The 16,195-nt window shown below is 55.0% G+C and carries 19 protein-coding genes; 11 read left to right on the forward strand and 8 right to left on the reverse strand.

Annotated features, from left to right (window positions below; all coding sequences use genetic code 11):
- Window positions 1–25: 25 nt before the first annotated feature.
- Window positions 26–349 (reverse strand): C-type lysozyme inhibitor, encoded by a 324-nt coding sequence (gene mliC / locus FND52_RS17485; RefSeq protein WP_125293431.1) that lies wholly within the window; start codon window positions 347–349, stop codon window positions 26–28.
- 90 nt (window positions 350–439) lie between these two features.
- Complete coding sequence (gene anmK / locus FND52_RS17490; protein ID WP_144132202.1) at window positions 440–1,564, reverse strand: anhydro-N-acetylmuramic acid kinase; 1,125 nt, start codon at window positions 1,562–1,564, stop codon at window positions 440–442.
- 277 nt (window positions 1,565–1,841) lie between these two features.
- Here anmK and slyB point away from each other — a divergent pair, with 277 nt between their 5' ends.
- Together slyB and FND52_RS17500 are read left to right on the forward strand one after the other, a co-directional pair.
- Window positions 1,842–2,309 (forward strand): outer membrane lipoprotein SlyB, encoded by a 468-nt coding sequence (gene slyB, locus FND52_RS17495; RefSeq protein WP_125293433.1) that lies wholly within the window; start codon window positions 1,842–1,844, stop codon window positions 2,307–2,309.
- 304 nt (window positions 2,310–2,613) lie between these two features.
- Complete coding sequence (locus FND52_RS17500) at window positions 2,614–3,975, forward strand: sensor domain-containing diguanylate cyclase (protein ID WP_144132207.1); 1,362 nt, start codon at window positions 2,614–2,616, stop codon at window positions 3,973–3,975.
- A 32-nt stretch (window positions 3,976–4,007) separates the two neighbouring features.
- Here FND52_RS17500 and slyA read toward each other — a convergent pair whose 3' ends face one another.
- A complete protein-coding gene (gene slyA / locus FND52_RS17505; protein ID WP_125293435.1) occupies window positions 4,008–4,448 on the reverse strand; it encodes a transcriptional regulator SlyA in 441 nt (146 codons plus the stop codon).
- Window positions 4,449–4,639: 191 nt separating this feature from the next.
- Between slyA and FND52_RS17510 the strand changes: the two genes are divergently transcribed.
- From FND52_RS17510 to FND52_RS17520, 3 genes are read left to right on the forward strand one after another with little or no spacing between them, the layout of a single operon-like run.
- Window positions 4,640–4,867: a DUF1656 domain-containing protein gene (locus FND52_RS17510; RefSeq protein WP_125293574.1), complete on the forward strand. Its 228-nt coding sequence runs from the start codon at window positions 4,640–4,642 to the stop codon at window positions 4,865–4,867.
- A gap of 2 nt (window positions 4,868–4,869) precedes the next feature.
- Entirely contained in the window at window positions 4,870–5,721 is an 852-nt protein-coding gene (locus FND52_RS17515; RefSeq protein WP_376753061.1) for an efflux RND transporter periplasmic adaptor subunit, read from the forward strand.
- 3 nt (window positions 5,722–5,724) lie between these two features.
- Window positions 5,725–7,761 (forward strand): FUSC family protein, encoded by a 2,037-nt coding sequence (locus tag FND52_RS17520; protein WP_144132217.1) that lies wholly within the window; start codon window positions 5,725–5,727, stop codon window positions 7,759–7,761.
- On the opposite strand, the gene sodC is transcribed toward FND52_RS17520, so the two are convergent.
- The 3 genes from sodC to FND52_RS17535 all read right to left on the reverse strand — a co-directional run bounded on the left by sodC (window position 7,751) and on the right by FND52_RS17535 (window position 9,540).
- Complete coding sequence (gene sodC, locus FND52_RS17525) at window positions 7,751–8,272, reverse strand: superoxide dismutase [Cu-Zn] SodC (protein WP_125293438.1); 522 nt, start codon at window positions 8,270–8,272, stop codon at window positions 7,751–7,753. The two genes, FND52_RS17520 and sodC, sit on opposite strands and share 11 nt — an antisense overlap.
- Before the next feature lie 80 nt (window positions 8,273–8,352).
- Window positions 8,353–9,249: an aldo/keto reductase gene (locus FND52_RS17530; protein WP_144132222.1), complete on the reverse strand. Its 897-nt coding sequence runs from the start codon at window positions 9,247–9,249 to the stop codon at window positions 8,353–8,355.
- Window positions 9,250–9,300: 51 nt separating this feature from the next.
- Window positions 9,301–9,540, reverse strand: coding sequence for a DUF1289 domain-containing protein (locus tag FND52_RS17535; protein ID WP_144132228.1), 240 nt, complete (start codon window positions 9,538–9,540; stop codon window positions 9,301–9,303).
- Between the two features lie 143 nt (window positions 9,541–9,683).
- On the opposite strand from FND52_RS17535, the gene FND52_RS17540 reads away from it, so the two are divergent.
- The 4 genes from FND52_RS17540 to rnt all read left to right on the forward strand — a co-directional run bounded on the left by FND52_RS17540 (window position 9,684) and on the right by rnt (window position 12,668).
- Window positions 9,684–10,280: a TetR/AcrR family transcriptional regulator gene (locus FND52_RS17540; RefSeq protein ID WP_144132235.1), complete on the forward strand. Its 597-nt coding sequence runs from the start codon at window positions 9,684–9,686 to the stop codon at window positions 10,278–10,280.
- Between the two features lie 54 nt (window positions 10,281–10,334).
- Window positions 10,335–11,432, forward strand: coding sequence for an alkene reductase (nemA, locus tag FND52_RS17545; protein WP_144132239.1), 1,098 nt, complete (start codon window positions 10,335–10,337; stop codon window positions 11,430–11,432).
- A gap of 80 nt (window positions 11,433–11,512) precedes the next feature.
- Entirely contained in the window at window positions 11,513–11,920 is a 408-nt protein-coding gene (gene gloA, locus FND52_RS17550; protein ID WP_125293443.1) for a lactoylglutathione lyase, read from the forward strand.
- 97 nt (window positions 11,921–12,017) lie between these two features.
- The gene (rnt, locus tag FND52_RS17555) at window positions 12,018–12,668 is read left to right on the forward strand and encodes a ribonuclease T (RefSeq protein ID WP_125293444.1); all 651 of its coding nucleotides are present in this window, start codon (window positions 12,018–12,020) and stop codon (window positions 12,666–12,668) included.
- A 45-nt stretch (window positions 12,669–12,713) separates the two neighbouring features.
- Here the strand turns inward: rnt and FND52_RS17560 are convergent, their stop codons facing one another.
- Window positions 12,714–13,055: a Grx4 family monothiol glutaredoxin gene (locus FND52_RS17560; RefSeq protein WP_125293445.1), complete on the reverse strand. Its 342-nt coding sequence runs from the start codon at window positions 13,053–13,055 to the stop codon at window positions 12,714–12,716.
- 331 nt (window positions 13,056–13,386) lie between these two features.
- On the opposite strand from FND52_RS17560, the gene FND52_RS17565 reads away from it, so the two are divergent.
- A complete protein-coding gene (locus FND52_RS17565; protein ID WP_144132244.1) occupies window positions 13,387–14,217 on the forward strand; it encodes a C40 family peptidase in 831 nt (276 codons plus the stop codon).
- A gap of 119 nt (window positions 14,218–14,336) precedes the next feature.
- Window positions 14,337–14,918 carry a superoxide dismutase [Fe] gene (gene sodB, locus FND52_RS17570; RefSeq protein WP_144132246.1) on the forward strand — a complete coding sequence of 194 codons (582 nt, stop codon included), beginning with the start codon at window positions 14,337–14,339 and terminating at the stop codon, window positions 14,916–14,918.
- 36 nt (window positions 14,919–14,954) lie between these two features.
- On the opposite strand, the gene FND52_RS17575 is transcribed toward sodB, so the two are convergent.
- Window positions 14,955–16,121 (reverse strand): MFS transporter, encoded by a 1,167-nt coding sequence (locus tag FND52_RS17575; protein ID WP_144132249.1) that lies wholly within the window; start codon window positions 16,119–16,121, stop codon window positions 14,955–14,957.
- Window positions 16,122–16,195: the final 74 nt, after the last annotated feature.

The following is a 16,195-nucleotide window of genomic DNA, read 5'->3' on the forward strand; positions in this document are numbered from 1 at the left end:
ATTGTGCGCCCCACCCGATAAAATCTCAACGCTTAGGGTTTTGCAACTGGCAGTTATTCAACACGATGCGATCTTTGTCGTAAACCGTTGCGCTATCACCCTTAGACCAGAAAACATAAATGCCATCGGTATAACGCGCGCCGGAGGCAGAAAGCCCCTGCTTCAGGGTGAGCGGTTTGTCATCGTAAACGAAGCTGACTTCCTGACGAGTATTATTGAGGTTGACGCTCAGCGGCTTTTCATCGCACTGATACTCCAGCGTATCGGTGTGCATGCGCTCGACGAAGTTGTTGTAGGTTGAGCAACCCGCCAGCAAAGTGGGGAGTAAAACGATAAGTATTTTTTTCATGGGCGTATCCTGACTAAATCCTGTTCCCTGGAGAGCTGCGCCCTCCACGTAATAAACAGTCTACCGGTTACGCCCAGTAGCGAACTTCAGTTAACTCTGATAGTTCAGGGTATTGGCCGGGAAAATCGCCCCTAATACCGTGGCATTTGCGGCCCCGGTCACAGAAGGCAAATTGCCGGGCAAACCATTGAGGGTACGCCAGGCGAGCCAGGCAAAGGCCAGCGCTTCCATATCGTCGCCGCTGATCCCAGCTTCATCCGTGGTGGTGACTTCCGTGCCCGGTAGCAGGCTGGAAAGACGCGCCATCACCAGCGGATTTCTCCCCCCGCCGCCACAGACCAGCACACGCTCGCAGCCGCCGCACAGTAAAATTTGCTCTGCGATGGTGATGGCCGTCAGTTCGGCCAGCGTCGCCTGCACATCCTGCGCTTTCACGCCGGGGAAGTTCGCCAGATGGCGCTCCAGCCAGCCGTAGTTGAAATACTCACGACCGGTGCTCTTGGGTGCTGGCGCGGCGAAATACGGGTCGCTGAGCATTTGCTGCAATAAAGGAGGGATAACGCTGCCGCTGCTCGCCCATTGGGCATCCCGGTCATAAGGTTTGCCGCGCTGACGCCAAATCCAGGCATCCATCAGCATGTTGCCCGGCCCGGTGTCGTAGCCTCTGACCGGTGCGCCGGGAAACAGCATGGAAAGGTTAGCGATACCACCGATATTCAGCACCATCCGCCTTTCGCTGGGGTGAGCCAGCAGCGCATGGTGGAAAGCCGGCACCAGCGGCGCGCCCTGCCCGCCAAGCGCCACATCGCGCCGCCGAAAATCGCCGACCACGGTCACGCCGGTGCGGGCGACAATCTGGTTGTTGTCGCCGATTTGCAGCGTGTGTGGTGCATCGCCCTGCGGCTCATGCCACACGGTTTGCCCGTGACAGCCAATCGCCACAATATCTTCAGGACGCAGTTTCTCCTGCTGCATCATCGCCTGTACCGCATCGGCAAACAGGCGGCCCAGCCGGGTATCCAGTTGACCGAACTGAGAGAGGGTCAACTGCTGGCCCTGACACACCGCCAACACGGCCTCTTTCAGCGGATGCGGAATCGGCCACGACAGGCTCGCCTGCTGGGCAACCATATTTTCATCAATAGTCGCCAGAACCACGTCCACCCCATCAAGGCTGGTGCCCGACATCACTCCGATATAACGACCCGATCTCATACTCAATCCTTTTTTATGCCGCCTGAGGCAATAACTGAATCATAACCACTCTGATTTCGCCATGTTTAATTGGCAACCTGACCGGGTTTGCCTGTAAAGAAACGTGTAAATCGTGTCTGTCGCGCCAGTAATGGCCATGTTTAGCTAAGGTTAATGGAGATTCCTATATTATTTTTATATCGAGGCTCCACAATAGTGTGAAACCACCGGGTGGAGTATCTTATAATTTGCCATAAGGATGCTCGTTTTGAGCGTAAGTGGTGAACAGGAGATTTACATGATTTCACGAGTTCTGATGGTTTCGCTGGTGGGCTTAACACTGGCTGGTTGTGTGAATAACGATAGCCTTTCAGGCGATGTCTACAGCGCGTCGGAGGCCAAACAGGTCCAGCGTGTGACCTACGGTACCGTTGTGAACGTTCGTCCGGTGCAGATTCAGGGCGGCGACGATAATAACGCAATCGGCGCTATTGGCGGCGCGGTACTGGGCGGCTTCCTGGGTAACACCATCGGCGGCGGCACCGGTCGTTCGCTGGCCACTGCCGCAGGCGCAGTGGCAGGCGGCGTAGCTGGCCAGGGCGTACAGGGTTCAATGAACAAAACCCAGGGCGTTGAGCTGGAAATCCGTAAAGATGATGGCGACACCATCATGGTTGTCCAGAAACAAGGGGCGACCAAGTTCTCTGCTGGTCAGCGCGTTGTGATGGCCAATAAAGGCAGCCAGGTTACCGTTTCCCCACGTTAATCTTTTCCCCTGAGCGGCCTTTCTGGCCGCTCTCTTTATTTACTTTGTTTGACATTAATTTGTTTATTTTAGTGGAAACTTTTAGGTAAACTTAGCAAAGCTGACGCACATTAAGGGATGAATATGCGATTAACTTTCTTTAAAGCCGGTGCAAACAAAACTTTCTCTTTAAGGTATTTTTTTATACTTCTATTAACATATCAATCCTCATCGTTGTAACAGTCGCTGTAATAGATAATTATCCTGTAAGTTTATCTTTGCAATTTAATGAGCATAGTTTTTGCTCGTACTAAAGGCATCGACAATGTTAAAAATAATGATGACGCCGCTCACAAAAAAAATGCTTTTTATTAGTTTCAGTCTGCTTTTTTTTCTGACTCTGCATCTTTTATTTACGCATCACTTTACGTACCCTACTCAATTGTCGCCCATGCTTTATCCGGGCTTAACAATTTTATTAACGTCAATGTATGGCATCCTTGCTTGTTTATTGTTCATGCGCGTTTATTGCGACAGCAAGCGATTTTATCTTATCGCAGTGGCATTTGGTTTTTCAGGCTCAGCGCTTTTTACGACTGGCACGTTAATCAGCTTTCCAGGCTGGTTTACCAGTGATAGCAACGTGACGGACAACTACAATAATGCGGCGATATTTTTCTTGTTTCGTCAAATTCTGTTATCCGGATTGTGCTGCTTTACCGCCCTGCTTTACGCCGCTAAAGCGAAACTGGATTGTGTTAAACTCCGCCGCACGTGCCTGATGCTAATAGCTGGGTTTACGCTGGTCATCCTCAGCGTGGGCTATCTTTATTCCAGTTTTGACCCTTCACTCTCGTTAAGTTTGATTGATAACGAGACCCTTGACTGGGAAATTCTCTGGCATGAGAAAATCGGCTATTTAATGCTGGCAATCTGGTTTATTACTTTAGGCCTAATAATACATGTCAGCCAAATTAAAACGCTCTTATGGTTGGGTATCGCCATTTTGTGCGTCGCGGAGAGTGGGACGCTGATTATTATCCTGACCAATACACATGCAACCAGCACCGCATGGTTTTATTCTCGATTGTTTGATGTGTTCTCAACCGGCATTATTTTACTGGTACTACTTACCGATGTTTTTCGGCTTTATCAACGTTCCTATCAAAACTATCAACTGTCTTATCACAAAGCGATGCATGACCCATTAAGCGGCCTTTACAATCGCAGTTATTTGTTTGAACACATCCAGCAGTATCTTCTCGCCGCCAGTGAGGCACAGCCTGTGTCCATTGTTTTATGCGACCTGGATCATTTCAAAAAAATTAACGATCGCTATGGTCATGTTCAGGGCGATAAAGTAATACGCTTTATCGGTCAACAACTGATGAATTCGATTCGCAACCATGATATTGCCGCCCGGTTGGGCGGTGAAGAATTTATTTTAGTGTTAAATACCACCAATAATGTCAATGCCATGAATATCGCCTGCCGGATTCAGTCTGCCATCGCTGAACGAAGCCGTCAGGAGGTGGTTAACGGGTTAGCGGAGCCTGTCACCATGAGCATGGGCGTATATACCGTAACGGAAGCAAACTGCACTATTGAGGAGTGCCTTGAACGCGCCGACCAGGCGATGTATCGCGCTAAGAAAGAGGGACGCAATCGGGTAGTGAATTATCACTAAAAGAAAAGGCCTCGTGAAAGCGAGGCCTTTGATTAATCCTGGCCGTGTAGCCGGATGATGTTCTTTTCAATCCGCTCGATAAGGTTGATTAACAGTTCGAGCTCCTGCTGGCTGATGCCACCGAGGATTTCGCCCCGGGTCTTGCGGATCACATCTTCCATTTCGCTGATGATCGGTGCCGCTTTTTCCGTCAGCTTGATGCGTTTTGCGCGCCTGTCGTTTGCGCAGGTGTGACGGGCGATCAGCCCCTTCTCTTCCAGCTGATCCAGCGTACGCACCAGCGACGGCTGTTCAATACCGATCGCTTTAGCCAGTTGTATTTGCGATTGATCGGGCGGCAACTCGTGAATGTTATGCAATGTAACCCAGTGGGTTTGCGTCAACTCCAGAGGTTTCAGGCGATGGTCAATCAGAGCACGCCATATGCGTACCAGCCGCGCCAGATCAGAACCTAATGGCGATTCCAATTTCATCTCCTTATAATTAGCTTGCTAACTTATTATACTGATTTTAAACTTAGTGTGCAGCATTTATATGTCTAAAACAAATTACTGATTTTCCTGCCGCTTCGCGCAAAGTCTATAATTTGATTCTACAACCTGTCAGGGAAACAGCGTGTTATGGCCGTTATGATTAGGGTTAATCCGAAGTGAAACTGTTATCTATGCCACCCGGCATGCCGCTACAGGATGTGGTGGTCGGTGCTTCTGTCTATTTCCCCCCCATTTTCAAAGCGGTGTTTATCGGCCTGTTTATCTGGCTCATCGTGCATCGACTGGTGCGTAACTGGCTCTACTCAGGCGCTGTCTGGCACCCCACGCTGATGGATTTATCGCTGTTTGTCCTGTCGGTATGCGGCGGGATGTTTCTTCTCACTACAGGGCTGTTTTGATGATGAAGTCGGTGAAGTACTTTTCCACACTGATTGTGCTGGCAGCAGCGATTCTGGCTGGCTGGTGGCTGTGGAACTATTACATGCAGTCCCCCTGGACACGCGACGGGAAAGTGCGCGCCGAGCTGGTGGATATTTCGCCCCAGGTCGGCGGCACCATCACCCAAATTAACGTGCGCGATAATCAGTTCGTGAAAGCCGGTGCGCCGCTGTTCAGCATAGATGCCACGCCGTTCCACATTGCGGTACTCAACGCCGAAGCGCAGCTGGCCCACGCCCAGTCCGACCTGGCGAAAGCGCAGAATGAAGCCAGCCGCCGCCAGCATCTGCCGCACAACTATATTTCCGCGGAAGAGTTAGACAGCGCCACCCTCAACGTGAAAGCCATGCAGGCCGCCGTGAATGTGGCAAAGGCCGCGCTGGAGCAGGCACAATGGCAGCTCTCCCAGACCAACGTCACCGCGCCAGTCGACGGCTGGGTGACCAATCTGTCGGTACGCGTCGGGAACTACGCCGCCACCGGCGCGCCGGTTTTCGCGTTAATCGACAGCCACTCCTTCTATGTGGTTGGTTATTTTGAAGAGACCAAACTGCGCCATATTGCGCCGGGTGCAACTGCCAGGATCACCCTGCTCAGCAACGATGCGCCGCTTACCGGCCGGGTTGAGAGCATTGGCCGGGCAATTTACGATCAAAGTGTGGAAACCGACAGCGGGCTGGTGCCCGACGTGAAACCCAATGTGCCCTGGGTCAGGCTGGCCCAGCGGGTGCCGGTGCGTTTCGAGCTGCAAAACGTACCGGATAACGCGCTGTTAGTCTCCGGCACCACCTGCACCATCGCTATCGAGCAATAATCCATGAATCTCGGCTGGCTTGACTGGCAACGCGCGCCCTGGGGCAAAGCAACGGGAAACCAGTGGCGTTACGCCCTGCGCAACGCGATTGCCATGTGCCTGGCGCTGAGTATCGCCTACGCGCTCGATTTAGATGAGCCTTACTGGGCCATGACCTCTGCCGCCGTGGTGAGTTTCCCGACGCCAGGCGGCGTGATCAGTAAAAGCCTTGGCCGGGTGGTGGGTAGCCTGATCGGGGCCAGCGCATCGCTGATGATTGCCGGGAGCACGCTCAACGATCCGTGGTTTTTTTCGCTTTCCATGGCCGGCTGGCTGGCGCTGTGCACCTGGACCTCCAGCCATTTTCACAATAACGCCGCCTATGCCGCCCAGCTTGCGGGATATACCGCCGCGATCATCGCCTTTACCATGGTGAATACTGTGGAAACGACCCAGCTCTGGGATATCGCCCAGGCCAGGGTGTGTGAAGTGCTGATCGGCATCGCCTGCGGCGGTTTGATGATGATGGTGCTGCCCAGCACCTCTGATGGCACCACGCTGCTGGTGTCGCTGAAAACCCTGCACGCGCGGCTGCTGGAACATGCCAGTTTACTCTGGCAACCAGAGACCACCGACGCGATGCGCACCGCCCACCAGGGAATGATCGGCCAAATCCTGACGCTGAATATTCTGCGTATCCAGGCATTCTGGAGCCATTACCGGTTTCGTCAGAACAACAATCTGCTCAATGCCATCCTGCATCAACAGCTACGTCTGACCAGCACCATATCCGGCCTGCGCCGGTTATTAATAAACTGGCAAAACATGCCGCCGCACATCGCTGCGCTGCAGAGCGAGATACTGACCGAGCTGGCGCGCGAGCAGCCGGATCGCTACCGCATTGCCCGCCTGCTGGCGCTGTGCCTGCCGCAGAAAGCGAATGATTACCGGCACCTCGCGTACTGGCAGCGCCTGCGCTATTTTTGTCATAGCTACCTGCGGGTGAATCATCAACTGGTCGCGCTGGAAAACGATCGCGCGGGTATTGACGTCCCCACGCCGAAAACCGCCTCGCTGACCCGTCATGCCGATATCGCTGAAGCCCTGTGGAATGCGTTACGCACGTTTTGCGTCATTATTCTGGGCTGCGCCTGGACCATAACGGCGCAGTGGGATGCCGGCAGTTCCGCCCTGACCATGATCGCCATTTGCTGCGTACTCTATTCCTCGTCGCCCTCCCCGCATCAGTCATTGTCCCTGCTGATGCGCACCCTGATATTGCTGTCACTGTTTAGCTTTGCGGTCAAATTCGGCCTGATGATTCGGGTTACCGAACTGTGGGAGTTCCTGCTGTTTCTATTCCCGCTGCTGACCACCATGCAACTGATGAAGCTCCAGCAGCCAAAATTCGCGGGTTTATGGGGGCAACTCATCGTTTTTATGGGTTCCTTTATCGCGGTGACCAACCCGCCGGTTTATGACTTTGGCGATTTTCTTAACGATAACCTGGCGAAAATCATCGGCGTGGGCCTGGCCTGGATGGCGTTCTCGATTTTGAAACCCGGTTCGGACACCCGTAAAGGCCGCCGTCATATTCGGGCGCTGCGCCGGGGCTTTATCGATCAGCTGAGTCGAAAACCCGAGTACAGCGAAAGCGAATTCGAATCGCTGGTTTACCATCACGTCCACCAGCTCAGCCAGGCCAAAGAAGAGAGCGCCCGCCGCTGGCTGCTGCGCTGGGGCGTGGTGTTGCTCAACTGTTCACACGTGGTATGGGCGCTACGCGCCTGGGAAGCGCGTTCCGATCCGCTGTCGCAGGTGCGGGATATCTGCATCAGCACGCTACGCAACGTGATGAGCGAGCGCGGTATTCAGAAAAAACCGCTTGGGGTGGCGTTGATTGAATTGCAGCGCTATGCCGAGGTGTTAGCCCGACGCAACGATCCGGCTGCGGTGGAGCTGGCGGCGTTGATTTGGCGTTTGTACTGTTCGCTTAAACAGTTGGAGCAAGCGCCGACAGCGGATAACCCCGCTGACGGCGCACCGGCGACTATTTTATAACGCCACAGGCGAAACGTGCCCCGCCACCGCCAAGCGGTTCCGGTTTATCGGACATGTTATCGCCACCGACGTGGATCATCAGCGCCTTGCCCTTCACTTCATCCAGTTTTTTCAGACGTGGCGCGGTGACCGCCTCTTTGGCGTTGCCGTCTTTATCCACTAACAGCACCGGCAGATCCCCAATATGGCCTGCGCCTTCCGGGCCCTGGTGCTTACCGGTCGTTTGCGGATCGAGGTGACCACCCGCCGCTTCTGCCGCGGACGGTTTACCGTCTTTCATCGCCGGTTCGCAGCTGCCGTTAGCGTGGATGTGGAAACCGCGCTCGCCGGGCGGCAGGGCTTTCAGATCGGGGGTAAATTTCAGGCCGTTATCGGTTTCTTCAATTTCGACTTCACCGATGGATTGACCGATGCCCTGAGGGGTAACCAGATGCATCTCAACGTCTTCACTGGCTGCCTGGGCTGCGCCGCAGGCAAACAGGACAACCATTGCCAGACTGATCTTTTTCATCGTGCCTCCTGATTCATGTATTTGCCTGTTAAGTCTAGAACACAGGCAAGATTCGAATCGGGAGGCGACGATTTTAGGAATTACGGTACATCGTAACCCAGCGCGGCTTTACGGATGCGGAACCACTGCTGACGAGTCATCGCCAGCGACAGCGCATGGATCGCAGACCGCACGCGTTCGATTTTTCCTGAACCGATAATCGGTAGCGGCTGCGACGGCAGACGCATCACCCACGCGTAGACCACCTGTTCGATGGTTTGCGCGCCGATCTCCTGCGCCACCTGGTGCAGTTCATCACGCAGCGGCTGAAAGGTCTCATCGTTAAACAGGCGGCCACCGCCGAGGCAGGACCACGCCATTGGGCGAATGCGCAGCTGTTGCAGCTGATCAAGCGTACCGTCCAGCAGCAGCGGCTGATGAACCGGAGAAATTTCTACCTGGTTAGTCGCCAGCGTAAACGGCAGACGCGACTGGAGCAGCGAGAACTGCGCCGGAGTGAAGTTCGATACGCCGAAGTGGCGCACTTTGCCTGCCTGGTGCAGTTGCAGGAAGGCTTCGGCCACCTCATCCGCATCCATTAACGGGTCCGGGCGGTGGATCAGCAGCAGATCGAGATGCTCAACGGCAAGATTTTTCAGCGAGGTCTCGGCGCTTTCGACAATATGCGCGCGATCGGTGATGTAGTGGCCAATTTTATTTTCCGCTTTGGCCGTGGTGGCGATGCCGCACTTGGTGACGATTTCCATTCTGTCGCGCAGCTGCGGTGCCAGCTTCAGCGCTTCGCCAAACGCCGCTTCGCACTGGTAACCGCCGTAAATATCGGCGTGATCGACGGTGGTGATCCCTAAATCGAGATGTTGTTCGATAAAGCTGACCAGCTCCCGCGCCGACATATTCCAGTCCATCAGCCGCCAGTAGCCCATCACCAGACGCGAAAATTCCGGGCCTTGCGGCGCAAGGGTAATACGCTGAACCATCTTAATTTCCTCGACGAATAAAAGAGTGCTGAGTATACGTGACTGCGCTGGCTAGAAAAGTGAAGGTTGTTGCGGTTCGTCATCCTGCGAAGTTTTACCGGCGCGCAGCTTGCGCAGCCAGCGCTGGCTGCACAGGCGTAGCACTTCCTGCTTCTGGGCGTCGCTCATGGCCTGCCAGTTGAAACGCTCGTCTCTGCTGCGCATACAGCCGCGGCAAAAGCCCTTTTCATCGGACTGGCAAATCCCGCGACACGGGCTTTGGATCGGGAAAAACTCGAGTTGTTCGGCCACTGCCCCTCCGGATTGAATGCCTTGTTACTATTCAAGCCTGTGAAAGCCGTTGTTGCAAGTGCTCGGCTTTATTTGTGACAACGTCACTTGAAGCGATAAAGAAAAAATTGCATTAGACCGATTGGTCTACTACAGTAAGCGCCATGAACAAGATAGCTGAACACAATACCCGCGAACACATCCTTGCAACCGGCGAGCAGCTTTGCCTGCACCGGGGCTTTGTGGGTATGGGATTAAGCGAGCTGCTAAAAACCGCTGAAGTGCCGAAAGGGTCGTTTTACCACTACTTCCGTTCAAAAGAAGCCTTTGGTGTGGCGATGCTCGAGCGCTACTACACGGCCTATCATCAGCGCTTAGCCCAGCATTTTTCTGCGCCAGGCAGCAACGCCCGTGAAAAGCTGCTGGCGCACTATCAGCAAACGCTGCAACAGTTTTGCCAGCACGACCAGATCAACGGTTGCCTGACGGTGAAGCTGTCTGCCGAGGTGTGCGATCTGTCGGAAGATATGCGCGTCGCGCTCGATCGCGGCGCGGCGAAAATCATCGCCCTGCTGGCGGAAAGCCTGGCGCAGGGCGTGCAGGAAGGCAGCCTGAGGTTAACCCATGATGCCGTCTCCACCGCAAACGTGCTTTACGCCCTGTGGCTGGGTGCCAGCCTGCAGGCCAAAATTTCGCGCAGCGCCCTGCCGTTAGAAAGCGCGTTGGGCCATGTGAAAGCCTTACTCTCAGCACCTGAGTAACAGGTGCTTTTTATTTCGAACAATACTAGACGACCGGTCTACTCAGGAGTTTTTATGTCATCAGAGAAACTGTTTACCCCGCTAAAAGTGGGCGCTGTTAGCGTGCCGAACCGCGTATTTATGGCGCCGTTAACCCGGCTGCGCAGCATCGAGCCGGGCGATATCCCAACCGCCATGATGGTGGAGTATTACCGCCAGCGCGCCAGCTCCGGTCTGATCATCAGCGAAGCGACCCAGATTTCTGCCCAGGCGAAAGGCTATGCGGGCGCGCCGGGTCTGCACAGCGAAGAACAAATCGCCGCATGGAAAAAAATCACCGCAGCGGTTCACGAACGCGATGGCCGTATTGCGGTCCAGCTGTGGCACACTGGCCGTATTTCCCACGCCAGTCTGCAACCGGGCGGTGAAGCGCCGGTCGCGCCGTCGGCGATCCGTGCGGAAACTCGCACCTCGCTGCGTGATGAACAGGGCCACGCGACTCGCGTCGATACCTCTACGCCACGCGCGCTGGAAACCGAAGAAATCCCCGGGATTGTTAATGACTTCCGCCAGGCGGTGATTAACGCCCGCGAAGCCGGATTCGATCTGGTGGAACTGCATGCCGCCCATGGCTATCTGCTGCACCAGTTCCTCTCCCCGGCCTCTAACCAGCGTACCGACGCTTACGGCGGCAGCATCGAAAACCGCACCCGCTTAGTGCTTGACGTGGTGGATTCGGTCAGCGATGCCTGGGCATCCGATCGCATCGGCATTCGCATTTCGCCGCTCGGCCCGTTCAACGGCCTCGACAACGGCGAAGACCAGGAAGAAGCCGCGCTGTATCTGATTGGCGAGCTGGCAAAACGCAACCTGGCCTACCTGCATATTTCCGAACCGGACTGGGCGGGCGGCAAGCCATACTCTGACGAATTCCGCACCAAAGTGCGCCAGCAGTACCCGGGCGTTATCATCGGGGCCGGTGCCTACACGGCAGAAAAAGCGGAACAGTTGATTTCCAAAGGCTATATCGACGCCGTTGCGTTTGGCCGCGTCTACATCGCCAACCCGGACCTGGTAGAACGTCTACAGCACAAAGCGGAGCTGAATGCCCAGAAACCGGAGCTGTTCTACGGCGGCGGCGCGGAAGGCTATATCGACTACCCCACGCTGTGATGGGAATTGATAGCGGCGACGTATCGCCGCTATACTCAAATTCCCTTGATGGTTAAAAACTTACAGATAAAGAGGATGTTATGCGTTTACTTCACACCATGTTACGCGTTGGCGACTTGCAACGTTCCATCGATTTCTACACCAAAGTACTGGGCATGACCCTGTTGCGCACCAGCGAAAACGAAGAGTACAAATACTCTCTGGCGTTCGTTGGCTACGGTCCGGAAAGTGAAGAAGCCGTTATCGAGCTGACTTACAACTGGGGTGTGGACAGTTATGAGCTCGGCACCGCCTACGGCCACATCGCGCTAAGCGTGGATAACGCGGCGCAAGCCTGCGAACGCATTCGCGCCAACGGCGGCAACGTCACCCGCGAAGCTGGCCCGGTCAAAGGCGGCACCACGGTTATTGCCTTCGTTGAAGATCCGGACGGCTATAAAATCGAACTGATTGAAGCCAAAGACGCCGGCAAAGGCCTCGGCAACTGATCTCCTCGCGGGCGCTAACTGCGCCCGCCCTGCTGCAACTCCCGCCTTTTTTTGCCATAATACGCGCTGCTTTTCATTCCCCAACATAGAGACGCTGATGTCCGACAACGCTCAACTTACCGGTCTGTGCGACCGTTTTCGTGGTTTTTATCCCGTCGTGATTGATGTGGAAACTGCCGGATTCAACGCTAAAACTGACGCCCTGCTGGAAATCGCCGCCGTCACGCTAAAGATGGATGAACAGGGTTGGCTCGGTATCGACGAAACGCTGCACTTCCATGTCGAACCCTTCGAAGGCGCGAATTTACAACCCGAAGCCCTGGCCTTTAACGGCATCGATCCCAGCAACCCGCTGCGCGGCGCGGTCAGCGAATATGATGCCCTGCACGCTATCTTTAAAATGGTGCGTAAAGGCATTAAAGATCGCGGCTGTAACCGGGCGATTATGGTGGCGCACAACGCCACGTTTGATCACGGCTTTCTGATGGCGGCGGCGGAACGCGCCTCGCTGAAGCGCAACCCGTTCCACCCGTTTGTGACCTTTGATACCGCGGCGTTAAGCGGTCTGGCATTGGGGCAAACCGTGCTGGCGAAAGCCTGCCTGGCGGCGGGCATCCCGTTTGACAGCACCCAGGCGCACTCCGCCCTGTATGACACCGAACAAACGGCGCTGCTGTTTTGCGAAATCGTTAACCGCTGGAAGCGTCTGGGCGGCTGGCCAGTTCCGCCGTTGCAGGCTGATGAATAAACAAAAAAAAGCGACCCAGGGTCGCTTTTTTTATGCCTGTGCGAATTACTCCGCGTCAGATTCTTTGTGTTTTTCAGCCGTTTCTTTGATCAGCTGCTGCAGTTCGCCGCGCTGGTACATCTCGATAATGATATCGCAGCCGCCGACCAGTTCACCGTCTACCCACAGCTGCGGGAAGGTTGGCCAGTTAGCGTATTTCGGCAGCTCGGCGCGGATGTCCGGGTTCTGCAGAATGTCGACGTAAGCAAAACGTTCGCCGCAGGCAGACAGCGCCTGTACGGCCTGAGCGGAGAAACCACAGCTCGGCAGCTTCGGGGAGCCTTTCATGTACAGCAGGATCGGGTTTTCAGCGATTTGGCGTTCAATTTTTTCGATAGTGGTGCTCATTGTCTTGCTTCCTCAAGCTTCTCAGGCAAACAGCCTGTATTTTACTGGTTATCAAGGAACCGTGTAAATCTGGCAGATAAACGCAACAGTCCCGGTAAACATGTGGCAAGAATAACATTTTCGCCACGTAAAACCTTACTCTTTCACTCAACTATTGTGCAAAAAGCCATCATGCGATTCGCCGGTTGGCTATTTTATTTGCGCCCGGTATCAAAACAGCGTTTTGGGATAATAACTCTCTTACCTTCAGGCAATTTTATAGATTAGAATCGACGGGTTTTTGGAAATCACACGTTGGCATGATTGTCAGCTTAGTTCAGGGGAACGCTCAGTGGCGCGGATGAATAAAGTTTCGCTTACGCTTTGTGCTCTGTTTTTTACGTCTTTAACCTTTACGCCATTAGCTCAGGCGTCGGAGCACGCACGTCCATCGGCCGTGTATAAGCAAATCACCAAAACGAAAACCACTACTAAACAAACCACCGCCAGCAAGACCGCAGCAAAAAAGAAAACCACTAAACCATCAGCAGTAAAAACCGCGAAAACAACTACCGCTAAAAAAAGTACCTCCGGCAAGAAAACCGCCGCCTCTTCTAAAACCGTAGCCAAAAATCGTCGGGTTTCTCAGCCCGTCACTGCCGCTGCGGATGTCGTCAAGCAGACCTGCACCAAATCCCGTAAAACCGGCAAGAAACAGTGCGTGACGGCAAAAGCCGCCAAGCCCACCACAATTGCCGAAGCGCATAAAATTCGGGTGCAAAAAGCGCAACAAACCGCCATGACCAAACTGATGGGCCAAATCGGCAAACCTTACCGCTGGGGGGGATCGTCGCCGCGTACCGGTTTTGATTGTAGCGGGCTGATTTATTACGCCTATAAAGATCTGGTGAAGTTCCGTATTCCGCGCACCGCTAACGAGATGTACCACCTGCGCGATGCCGCACCGGTCAACGTGGCGGAGCTGGAAAGCGGTGACCTGGTGTTCTTCCGCACCCGGGGCCGCGGCACTGCCGATCACGTGGGCGTTTACGTCGGCAACGGGAAATTTATTCAGTCCCCGCGTTCCGGTCGCGACATTCAAATCACTTCTCTTAGCGAAGACTACTGGCAACGCCATTACGTGGGCGCACGCCGCGTGATGACCTCAAAGAACATTCGTTAATCCTTTACCTGCCTGACTAACAGGCAGGTAACTTCATCTTTTGCTTGCCCTTTTGATTTGCTACCCTAAACCCACACTAAATGCGTGGAATTTAGTGAATCATAATAAGGAGTGAAGCAATGTCGTTCGAATTACCTGCATTACCGTATGCCAAAGATGCGCTTGCGCCGCACATTTCCGCCGAAACGCTGGAATATCACTACGGAAAGCACCATCAGGCCTACGTTACCAACCTGAATAACCTGATCAAAGGCACCGCGTTTGAAGGCAAATCGCTGGAAGAGATCGTGCGCAGCTCGGAAGGCGGTGTGTTCAATAACGCCGCCCAGGTGTGGAACCACACTTTCTACTGGCACTGCCTGGCACCCAACGCGGGCGGCGAGCCGACCGGCGCGCTGGCGGAGGCCATCGACAAGGCGTTTGGCAGCTTTGCGGAGTTTAAAGCGCAGTTTACCGATGCGGCTATCAAGAACTTTGGTTCCGGCTGGACCTGGCTGGTGAAAAAACCTGACGGCGCGCTGGCGATTGTTTCAACGTCTAACGCCGGCACCCCGTTAACCAGCGACGCTAAACCGCTACTGACGGTGGACGTGTGGGAACATGCTTATTACATCGACTACCGCAACGCCCGTCCGCAGTACCTGGAGCACTTCTGGGCGCTGGTAAACTGGGAGTTTGCGGCGAAAAACTTCGCCGCATAAGCCCGTATCACGGAGAAGGTCGCCCTTCTCCGTTTTTTATTCTGCCGCGCACAGCGTCTGGCGCTCGCGTCGGGAAGAGAGCACCACCAGCCCCAGACCGATAGCCGCAATCATCGCCCCCATCACCGGCACCATGCTGAACCCTAAGCCCGCCTGTATCACCGCGCCGCCCGCCGCCGCGCCCAGGGCATTGCCGAGGTTAAACGCGCCGATATTAACCGATGACGACAGCCCCGGCGCTTCGCTGGCTACGCGCATCACGCGCATCTGCAACGGCGGGACCACCGCAAAGGTCGCCGCGCCCCATACCACCATGCTCAGCGCCGCGCCGAATTCACTGCGCGCCAGCCACGGAATGGCGGCCATAATCACAATCAACAGCAGCAAAAAGCCTTTCAGGGTGCCGGTGACCGATTTATCCGCCAGGCGTCCGCCCAGCCAGTTGCCGAGGGAGAAACCGACGCCAATCAGCACCAGCATCGCGGTAACAAACAGCGGCGTGGCGTGAGTGACGTGCTGCAACACCGGAGAAATATAGGTATACAGCGTAAACATCGCCCCCGCGCCCAGCACGGTGGTCATCAGAGCGCTCACCACCTGCGGGCGCATCAGCACTGACAACTCTTTCTTCACGTCAGGGCGCTCGCCCGCACCGCCTTTCGGCAGCGACAACCCCAGGCTGACCATAGAAATCACGCCGAGGCCCGCCGTCGCCAGGAACGACATCCGCCAGCCGATGGTTTCGCCAAGCCAGGTCGCCGCCGGTACGCCGCCGATATTGGCGATGGTCAGCCCCATAAACATGGTAGCGACCGCGCTGGCCTGTTTATGCTTCGGCACCACGCTTGCCGCTACCACCGATCCCAGGCCGAAAAACGCGCCGTGATTCAGGCTGGTGATAATGCGCGATACCATCAGGGTGGCGTAATCCGGCGCGATGGCGGAAAGCACGTTGCCGAGCGTGAAAATCGCCATCAGGAAAATCAGCGCGCTGCGCCGGGCGCGATGCGACAGCAGCAGCGTCATCAGCGGCGCGCCGACCATCACGCCTACCGCATAGGCGCTGATCAGCATCCCGGCGGCGGGGATCGACACGTCTACCCCTTTTGCGATAACCGGCAGCAGCCCCATCGGTGAAAATTCTGTTGTACCGATCCCAAACGCGCCGATAGCCAGCGCCAGCAGCGGAGTGTTTATTTTCATGGGTAAATTCCAGAAGTCATGTCGCTTCACAGCGCTCTACGCAGGGCGACCTGTCAGAAAAAAGAAGCAAAGAG

The organism is Atlantibacter subterraneus, assembly GCF_007570865.1.
Classification (GTDB): Bacteria; Pseudomonadota; Gammaproteobacteria; order Enterobacterales; family Enterobacteriaceae; genus Atlantibacter; species Atlantibacter subterraneus.

Excerpts from the sequence above, each read along its gene's own strand:
- FND52_RS17500 (WP_144132207.1), top strand. The coding sequence starts at position 2,614 with ATGTTAAAAATAATGATGACGCCGCTCACAAAAAAAATGCTTTTTATT.
- sodB (WP_144132246.1), top strand. The coding sequence starts at position 14,337 with ATGTCGTTCGAATTACCTGCATTACCGTATGCCAAAGATGCGCTTGCG.
- slyB (WP_125293433.1), top strand. The coding sequence starts at position 1,842 with ATGATTTCACGAGTTCTGATGGTTTCGCTGGTGGGCTTAACACTGGCT.
- mliC (WP_125293431.1), bottom strand. The coding sequence starts at position 349 with ATGAAAAAAATACTTATCGTTTTACTCCCCACTTTGCTGGCGGGTTGC.
- FND52_RS17540 (WP_144132235.1), top strand. The coding sequence starts at position 9,684 with ATGAACAAGATAGCTGAACACAATACCCGCGAACACATCCTTGCAACC.
- sodC (WP_125293438.1), bottom strand. The coding sequence starts at position 8,272 with ATGAAAAAGATCAGTCTGGCAATGGTTGTCCTGTTTGCCTGCGGCGCA.
- FND52_RS17530 (WP_144132222.1), bottom strand. The coding sequence starts at position 9,249 with ATGGTTCAGCGTATTACCCTTGCGCCGCAAGGCCCGGAATTTTCGCGT.
- FND52_RS17515 (WP_376753061.1), top strand. The coding sequence starts at position 4,870 with ATGAAGTCGGTGAAGTACTTTTCCACACTGATTGTGCTGGCAGCAGCG.
- FND52_RS17575 (WP_144132249.1), bottom strand. The coding sequence starts at position 16,121 with ATGAAAATAAACACTCCGCTGCTGGCGCTGGCTATCGGCGCGTTTGGG.
- FND52_RS17560 (WP_125293445.1), bottom strand. The coding sequence starts at position 13,055 with ATGAGCACCACTATCGAAAAAATTGAACGCCAAATCGCTGAAAACCCG.
- slyA (WP_125293435.1), bottom strand. The coding sequence starts at position 4,448 with ATGAAATTGGAATCGCCATTAGGTTCTGATCTGGCGCGGCTGGTACGC.
- nemA (WP_144132239.1), top strand. The coding sequence starts at position 10,335 with ATGTCATCAGAGAAACTGTTTACCCCGCTAAAAGTGGGCGCTGTTAGC.
- FND52_RS17520 (WP_144132217.1), top strand. The coding sequence starts at position 5,725 with ATGAATCTCGGCTGGCTTGACTGGCAACGCGCGCCCTGGGGCAAAGCA.
- anmK (WP_144132202.1), bottom strand. The coding sequence starts at position 1,564 with ATGAGATCGGGTCGTTATATCGGAGTGATGTCGGGCACCAGCCTTGAT.
- rnt (WP_125293444.1), top strand. The coding sequence starts at position 12,018 with ATGTCCGACAACGCTCAACTTACCGGTCTGTGCGACCGTTTTCGTGGT.
- FND52_RS17510 (WP_125293574.1), top strand. The coding sequence starts at position 4,640 with ATGCCACCCGGCATGCCGCTACAGGATGTGGTGGTCGGTGCTTCTGTC.
- gloA (WP_125293443.1), top strand. The coding sequence starts at position 11,513 with ATGCGTTTACTTCACACCATGTTACGCGTTGGCGACTTGCAACGTTCC.